General features: G+C 59.9%; 6 protein-coding genes and 1 pseudogene. 1 reads left to right on the plus strand and 6 read right to left on the minus strand.

What is annotated here, in order from left to right; all coding sequences use genetic code 11:
* The 6 genes from NDI87_RS14750 to NDI87_RS14775 form a co-directional block, all read right to left on the minus strand.
* A partial coding sequence (locus NDI87_RS14750) for a hypothetical protein (RefSeq protein ID WP_296276192.1) occupies positions 1-213 on the minus strand: 213 nt, incomplete at its 3' end.
* Between the two features lie 76 nt (positions 214-289).
* The gene (locus tag NDI87_RS14755; protein WP_296276194.1) at positions 290-982 is read right to left on the minus strand and encodes a glutaredoxin family protein; all 693 of its coding nucleotides are present in this window, start codon (positions 980-982) and stop codon (positions 290-292) included.
* A 12-nt stretch (positions 983-994) separates the two neighbouring features.
* The gene (locus tag NDI87_RS14760; RefSeq protein ID WP_296276196.1) at positions 995-3,049 is read right to left on the minus strand and encodes a M3 family metallopeptidase; all 2,055 of its coding nucleotides are present in this window, start codon (positions 3,047-3,049) and stop codon (positions 995-997) included.
* A 6-nt stretch (positions 3,050-3,055) separates the two neighbouring features.
* Complete coding sequence (gene folD / locus NDI87_RS14765; RefSeq protein ID WP_296276198.1) at positions 3,056-3,925, minus strand: bifunctional methylenetetrahydrofolate dehydrogenase/methenyltetrahydrofolate cyclohydrolase FolD; 870 nt, start codon at positions 3,923-3,925, stop codon at positions 3,056-3,058.
* A gap of 77 nt (positions 3,926-4,002) precedes the next feature.
* On the minus strand, positions 4,003-4,629 hold the full coding sequence (locus tag NDI87_RS14770) for a response regulator (protein WP_296276200.1): 627 nt from the start codon (positions 4,627-4,629) through the stop codon (positions 4,003-4,005).
* 20 nt (positions 4,630-4,649) lie between these two features.
* Entirely contained in the window at positions 4,650-7,175 is a 2,526-nt protein-coding gene (locus NDI87_RS14775; protein WP_296276201.1) for a PAS domain-containing sensor histidine kinase, read from the minus strand.
* Between the two features lie 158 nt (positions 7,176-7,333).
* Between NDI87_RS14775 and aceE the strand changes: the two are divergent.
* Positions 7,334-8,190, plus strand: a pseudogene (aceE, locus tag NDI87_RS14780) (pyruvate dehydrogenase (acetyl-transferring), homodimeric type); the annotation flags it as partial.

Below are 8,190 nucleotides of genomic sequence, written 5' to 3' on the forward strand. Positions count from 1 at the left end.
ACAGATTTGGAAAACATCTTTTGCCAGATCAAGCCCAATTGTTGTAACCTTCATGGTGGACGCTCCTTCTCGTTGACGTGGGTTGTTAGACACACCCCACACTTTGGCACATCGATGCCGGTTAGAGACGGGGGCGTCCATCCCATTGAACGAGGCGCGGCCGGTATCGTCATTGCGAGCGAAGCGCGGCAATCCAGGACTGCCGGACTTCATGGATTGCCACGTCGCTGCGCGACTCGCAATGACAGCCTTCTTTCTTGCTTCGAGGGTGGCATTGCTGCCATGACCGTTAGAACTGGATGCCCGTCGGGTTGCTGGGGCTGATTTTTCGGTCGGTGACCGGCGGCGGCAGCGGGGCTGCAGGTGCTGCGGCGCTGGCTGTTGCGCTGGGGGCATTTGGTTTTTCTGTCGTGATCAAGGGTGCCGCCGGGGGCGGGCGGTAGTTGGCGGGCAAGCTGCTGCGCTCGGGGTAACCCGCCGCGCTCAGGTAGTCGGTCCATTCCTGGGCTGAAAACCCCGCCACATGCTGCGCGCCAACGGTCAACAATGGCACTGCGTTGTTGCCACTCAATTTTTGCAGGGCAGCTGCATCTTGTGCCGTATTGATGGTTTTTTCTGAAAAGGGCACGCCTCTTGAGGTCAGCAGGCTGCGCCCGCTGTCACACGGTGCGCAATTGCTGCTGGTGTAAAGCGTGACCGGATATTTGCCAACCACCTGGCGCAACTCGAAGGGCAGCGCGGCGCCAATCGGGGCGGCGCTTGCCGCAGCCTTGTCAACCGGGGTCACTTTGTTTGCTGACGAGACGCCGGGTATGTCCGAAAACGTCACCTGGCCGTCTGGTCCGACGATGCGGTAAATCGTTTGCGCCTGCAGCTGACCCGACCCCGACACGATGCAGCCACAGATCCAGGCCAACAGCCAGCGTGGCAGCGGGGATGCGTTCAGGCCAGCAGTGTGCGCTGCAGGGAAAGGTGTTTGCATCTTGTTCGCTCCTTAAGCGGTTTGCGTCATCCCCTGGTGACGTAGCAGCGCATCCAGGGTGGGCTCGCGGCCACGAAATGCCTTGAAGGACTCGATGGCCGGGCGGCTGCCGCCGGCTTCCAGAATGGCCTGGCGGTATTTTTGCCCTGTTTGCACATTGGGCAGGCCGTCTGCGCCAACTGTTTCTTCAAAGGCGGCATAGGCGTCGCTGCTGAGCACCTCGGCCCATTTGTAGCTGTAGTAGCCGGCGGCATAACCGCCGGCAAAGATGTGGCTGAAGGTATGCGCCGTGCGTGCCCAGGCGGGAGGCAGCAGCACGGCCACTTCCTGGCGCACCTGCTGCAGCAGCGGCATGATGTCGTGCGCCGGGTCGTGCGAGGTGTGCAGCAGCATGTCAAACAGCGAAAACTCGATCTGGCGCAACGTCTGCATGCCGCTCTGGAAGTTTTTGGCGGCCAGCATCTTGTCGAACAGCGCACGCGGCAGCGGCGCATCGGTGTCGACATGGGCCGTCATGTTGCGGATCACGTCCCACTCCCAGCAGAAGTTCTCCATGAACTGGCTGGGCAGCTCCACCGCGTCCCATTCGACACCGCTGATGCCCGACACGTCACGTTCGTTGACCTGCGTCAGCATGTGGTGCAGGCCGTGGCCAAATTCGTGGAACAGGGTGGTGACGTCGTCATGCGTCAACAAGGCGGGTTTGCCGTTGACGCCACTGGCGAAGTTGCACACCAGGTGCGCCACCGGTGTTTGCAGCTGCCGCGTGTCGGGGCGCAGCCAGCGCGCGCGCACGTCGTCCATCCAGGCGCCACCGCGCTTGCCGTTGCGCGCCTGCGGGTCCAGGTAAAACTGGCCCACCAGCTCGGTTGCGCCTTGCGCTGTCGTGCGCTCGATGCGGAAAAAGCGCACCGACTCGTGCCACACCGGCGCGTGGTCCTCGCGAATGCTCACTTCAAACAGGGTTTGCACAATGTTGAACAGGCCGGCCAGCACACGGGGTAGCGGAAAGTACTGTTTGACTTCCTGTTCGTTGAAGGCGTAACGCGCTTCCTTGAGCTTTTCGCTGATGAAAGGCCAGTCCCAGGCCTGCGGCTCGGGCAGGTTCAGCTGCTCGCGGGCAAAGCTGCGCAGGTCGGCCAGGTCCTGCTCGGCAAAGGGCCGGGCGCGCCGTGCCAGGTCGCGCAAAAATGTCACCACCTGCTGCGGCGAGTCGGCCATTTTGGGCACCACCGACAACGTGCCGAAATCGGGATAGCCCAACAGTTTGGCTTCTTCCAGGCGCAGTGCCAGCAGCTCACTGATGATGTCGGTGTTGTCAAACTGGCTGAGGTCGGCGCCGGCCTGATCCGAGGCGCGGGTGACGTAGGCGCGGTACAGCGTCTGGCGCAGCGCGCTGCTGCTGGCAAACTGCATCACCGGCAGATAACACGGCATTTTCAGGGTGAGCTTGAAGCCGTCCTTGCCGTCGGCCTGGGCCGCATTGCGGGCGGTCTGTTTGACGTCTTCGGGCAGGCCATCAAGCTCGTTGGCCTCGGCATAGTAGGCAAAGGCATCGGTCGCGTCGAGCGCGTTTTCGCTGAACTTCTGGCCCAGGTAAGCCTGGCGTTCGGCTATTGCCGCAAAACGTTCACGGTCAGCGCCCTGCAGGTCGGCACCGCCCAGCACGAAGTTGCGCAGCGCGTTCTTGAGCGCCTGCTGTTGTTCGCTGTTGAGGCTTGCCGGGTCGATGGCGCGGTACTTGGCGTAAAGCTTCTCGTCGGCGCCCAGGCGTGTGTAGAACTCGGTGACCTTGGGCAGGGCCGCGTTGTAGGCGGCGCGCAACTCGGGCGTGTCGGCCACGCTGTTGAGGTGGCTGACACTGCCCCAGGCGCGTGACAGGCGCTCGGTGGCGACATCCAGTACCACGGCAATGCCGGACCAGCTGGGCGCAAAGTCTGGCGCGGTAACGGTTCCGAGGGCAGCGTTGGCGTCTGCCAGCAATTGCTCAATGGCCGGCGCAACGTGTTCCGGGCCAATCTGGTCAAAGTGCGGAAGCCCGTCAAAAGACAGCAGGGGATTGTGCATATTGGGTTATTGGTTTGCCGCGCGTTCAGCGGATTCAAGTGTGTTGACCAGCAGCATGGTAATGGTCATGGGGCCAACCCCGCCGGGCACCGGGGTAATGGCGCCGGCGACCTGGCGCACGCCTTCAAAGTCAACGTCGCCGCAGAGCTTGCCGGCCTCATTGCGGTTCATGCCCACGTCCAGCACCACGGCGCCGGGCTTGACCATGTCTTGGGTGAGCACATTGCGTTTGCCGACGGCTGCCACGATCACATCGGCCTGCAGCGTGAAGGCTTTGAGGTCGGGCGTGGCGCTGTGGCAAATGGTGACGGTGGCGTTTTTTTGCAGCAGCATCAGGGCCATCGGCTTGCCCACGATGTTGGAGCGGCCAATCACCACCGCGTGTTTGCCCTTGAGGTCATAGTTGATGGACTCCAACATCTTCATGCAGCCATAAGGCGTGCAGGGCCAGAAGCCGGGCATGCCGGTCAGCAGGGCGCCGGCGCTGGCCACGTGAAAGCCGTCAACGTCCTTGAGCGGCGAAATGGCCTCGATCACCTTGCTGGCGTCGATGTGTTTGGGCACCGGCAATTGCACCAGGATGCCGTGAATGGCGGGGTCGGCGTTCAGTGTCGCAATGCGCGCCAGCAGTTCGGATTCAGACAGGCTGGCATCGTATTTTTCCAGTACCGAATGAAAGCCGCAGTCTTCGCAGCCCTTGACCTTGTTGCGCACATAGACCTGGCTGGCCGGGTTGTCACCCACCAGAATCACCGCCAGGCCGGGCGTGATGCCGCGCGCCTTGAGGGCCTGGACCCGGGCCGTGACGTCGGTGCGGAGTTTTTTGGAAAGGGCGACACCGTCAATGATGAGGGCGCTGTGGGGGGGGGTGGTCATGTCGGTTTCATCCATAAAAAAAGCCCGCTGGTCCGGATGGGGCGGGCGTGTCGGGTTGGGCCAGGGTAATCCGGTGGTCAGGCCTTGACGGCATTGGGCCCCAGTGCAATTTTGAGCAGATCGGCCACCGTGTTGGCGCTGAGTTTTTCCATGATGTTGGCGCGGTGCGCCTCCACCGTTTTGATGCTGATGCCGAGGTCGTCGGCAATCTGTTTGTTCAGCCGGCCCGCCACGATGCGCTCCAGCACCTGCGATTCGCGCAGGGTCAGGCGAGCCATCAGGGCATCACGATTGAGTGCGTTTTGAAATTCGGAAAAGGATTCCTTGGCCTGCTCCAGCATGCGCTCCACCAGAGGCACCAGCTGCTCTTCGTTAAAAGGCTTCTGGATAAAGTCCATGGCCCCTTTTTTCATGGAGTCAACGGCCATGGGCACGTCGCCGTGGCCGGTAATGAACGCCAGTGGCAACGGCGAATTGCTTTCCAGCAGCCGGTTTTGCAGCTCCAGGCCGGTCATGCCGCCCATGCGGATGTCAACAATCAGGCAAGCCACCTCGCGCGCGTCAAAACGGTTCAGAAATGATTCTGCGGAGTCAAAGCAGCGTACGCGGTAGTCTTTGCCCTCGAGCAGCCATTGCAGGGAATCGCGCACCGCTTCATCATCATCAATGACGTAAACCGTGCCTTTTTTTGGAATCAAACTCATGGTGATATCAGCAATGTGGGTTAAACGGTACGCTTTGTGGGCGCTGTCGGCTGGGGCTCGGCTATCGGAATCCAGAAGGTGAAGCAACAACCTGTTACGACTTCCCCATTGTAGAGGTTCTCGGCTTTCATTCTGCCCAGATGCGACTCGACAATGGAGCGGCACAAAGACAGGCCAATGCCCATGCCATCGGCCTTGGTCGAATAAAACGCTTCGTACAGGCGCTCCATCGCGTCAGGCGCGATGCCTGCGCCTGAGTCGATCACCATGAACTCGACCACCGGTTTGTCATTGACATACGACGGCACGACCCTGAGTTTGACAATGCGTTGCTCTGTTGGTCGTTGTGCTGCATCCACCGATTCGGCGGCGTTTTTCAGCAAATTGAGCAGCACTTGTTCAATCAAAATCGGGTCCACCAGCAAGCTGGGCAGCTTGGGTACCAGGTATTGATTGAGTTTGACATTGCGCCGGCGCAACTCAATTTCTGCCAGCTCCACGGCCTCCGCGACCATGGCCTCCACGTTGGAAATGGTGCGGTTGGGTTCGCTTCGTTTCACAAAGGAGCGGATGCGATGGATGATTTGACCGGCCCGGTGTGCCTGTTTGGCCGTCTTTTCAAGGGCACCCAGCAACTCGTCTTCATTGATCTGTTTGCTCTTGATGCGCGACACCATGCCATTGCAATAGTTGTTGATGGCCGTCAGCGGCTGGTTGAGTTCATGGGCTACGCTGGAGGCCATTTCGCCCATGGTGATCAAGCGGCTGGCGTTCTGCGCGCGCTCGGCTTGCACCTGGGCTTGTTCTTCGGCATTGCGCCGGGCGGTGATGTCGGTGGCAATCACCATTTGCGCCAACCGACCATCGACCCAACTCAGGTAACGGGTGCGCACTTCGAGCCAGAGCCCCAGGCTGCCGAGGTAAATCTCGGTGCTTTCGGCATCTTTATCAGCCAGTTGATCGGTCGGTAAACCGGCATAGGCATCCACCGTGTCAAGGGTTTCATCACTGGCCAAAGGGGGGGGCACACCGGCTTCGGCCACCAGTTGAATGTGTCCCCCGGCCTGGGAGCCGAACCATTGGCGATAGAGTTTGTTGGCAAACAGGATCTCGTTGCTGCCCAGGGGGGCAACCGAAATGGAGGCGTCCAGCGCTTCCAGCACCGTGGTGAATCGTTCGTGTGAGGCTGCCAACTGTTCCCGCACCCGGGTCGGTTCAGTGATGTCGGTCATGGAGGTCATCCAGCCGGTTTGTTGGCCAAAGGCATTGATCAGGGGCGACACGTAGAGCCGGGCATCAAAGAGATCGCCATTTTTGCGTTGGACGCGAAACTGGATGCCGCTGGGTGAAACCTCGCCTGCAAGTTCCTCATTCAGCCGTTGCTTCAGCATATCAAAATCGCCCGTCGGCCAGTACGGAAATGGCGCGGTTTGGCCCACCAGTTCAGCTTCGCTCCAGCCCGTCATCTGGCAGAAAGCGGCGTTGACGTAGGTGATGCGTCCCTGCAGATCCATGGCGCGCATGCCGGTAAGAATGGAGTTTTCCATGGCACGGCGAAAGGCGGTCTCCTGGACCAGCGCGTCTTGTGCCCGGATGCGCCTGCGGGTGTGGCTCCAGTTGGCCAGCAGCAGCCAGGCTGTGATGGCGCTGAGCACCATCACCAGCCAGAACAGGCCACTGCCAATCACGCCGAGTGATGTCCGGTAGGCCTGGCCCTGGATGATCAAGCCGTTGCCAATGGGGGAAACCGGCATGTCATAGGTATTGATGGGACTGGCCCAGGGCAACAATTTGCGTTGGAGCTTGCCCTCGGACATGATGGTGCCGGCCAATAACTTGCCTTGCTCATCTTGCAGCGAAACGGCGTATTTGGCGTTGATTTCGTTTGGTATGCCGTAGCGGAACATGGCATCCACCGAATAAAGCGCCATCAGGGTACCCTTGAATTTGGCTTTCTCTATCAGCGGCAAGTGCAGTTCCAGTGTGCTGTCCAGGCCAGGTCTGGCTTGCGGTTTGGAATAAATGGGCATCAGCAACTCGCGCGCCAGCGCAAAGCTGTCGGAGGCTTGCTTGCTGCCATCAACAGTTTCACCTGTCTTGGGTGCTGGTGCTGGCAGATTGGCCGAGTGGTAGTCCACCCGGACCCGGCGCCGCTCGTCATTCCAGGTCAGTCCATGCAATTCGGGATAAAGGTTGACCAGGGCCTCGGCCCGGCTCATGAAGTCCTTGTGGCTGATTTCACGGCTGGCCACTTCACGGGCAAAGCGCCCCAACTGCTCCTGTTGTTCGAGCAAACGCAAGCGCAGACGCTGTTGCGTGTATTCCACGTCGCGGCTGATGGCCTCGCGCTCGCGCGAGATTTCTTCGAGTCGCAGGTAGGCAAAGGCGGACAGGATGGCGACCAGAAAAAGGACCACCGCCGCCAGCGGCGCCAGCATGGCAAAACGATCCTGGCGCTGGGGTGTCAGACGTGACCACCAGGTTTTCAGACGCGGCAAAGGGCTTGCTTGCAGTGCGTTGGGCAGAAATAGTTTTGACGGAAACATCGGGCAAGTGTAGGTGTGTCGTTGTTTCTATTTATTTCGCATTACAAAAACAATGTACACGATTTGAAATTTTTGAAAAATCCCGCTAAAATTTAAACAGTTCCCAAAATGGCAAATTCCACTACCATTGATGGGCCGAACAATACAGGAGACAAAACATGTCAGTCATGCCCGAGAGCCGAGTAGGTATTTCCGTGCCGGATGCCGATAGCCAGGAAACCCGCGAATGGATGGACGCTTTGAGCGCCGTCATTGAGAGTGAGGGCCCCGAGCGGGCCCATTACCTGCTTGAACAGCTTCTGGAGCATGCCCGCCAAAGCAGCATCGACATGCCGTTCTCGGCCAACACCGGTTATGTCAACACCATCGAGACCGACCAGGAAGAGCGCTGCCCCGGCAACATCGAAATTGAAGAACGCCTGCGTGCCTACATGCGCTGGAACGCCATGGCGATGGTGGTCAAGGCGAATCGCCATCACCCTGAAGACGGTGGCGACCTGGGTGGCCACATTGGCTCATTCGCTTCGCTGGCCCACATGTTTGGCGCCGGCTTCAACCACTTCTGGCATGCCGAATCGGAAAACCATGGCGGCGACTGCCTCTATATCCAGGGCCATGTGGCCCCCGGTGTCTATGCCCGCGCCTATATGGAAGGTCGTCTGACCGAAGAGCAGTTGCTGCATTTCCGCCAGGAAACCGCCGGCAAGGGTTTGTCGAGCTACCCGCACCCCAAGCTGATGCCCGAGTTCTGGCAATTCCCCACGGTCTCGATGGGTCTCGGCCCGCTGATGGCCATCTACCAGGCACGCTTTCTTAAATACCTGCACGCCCGTGGCATTGCCAACACCGAAAACCGCAAGGTCTGGGTGTTCTGCGGCGACGGCGAAATGGACGAGGTGGAGAGCCTGGGCGCGATCGGCCTGGCGGCCCGCGAAAAACTCGACAACCTGGTGTTTGTCATCAACTGCAACCTGCAGCGCCTGGACGGCCCGGTGCGCGGCAACGGCAAGATCAT

The organism is Rhodoferax sp. (genome assembly GCF_023701345.1).
GTDB lineage: Bacteria > Pseudomonadota > Gammaproteobacteria > Burkholderiales > Burkholderiaceae_C > Rhodoferax.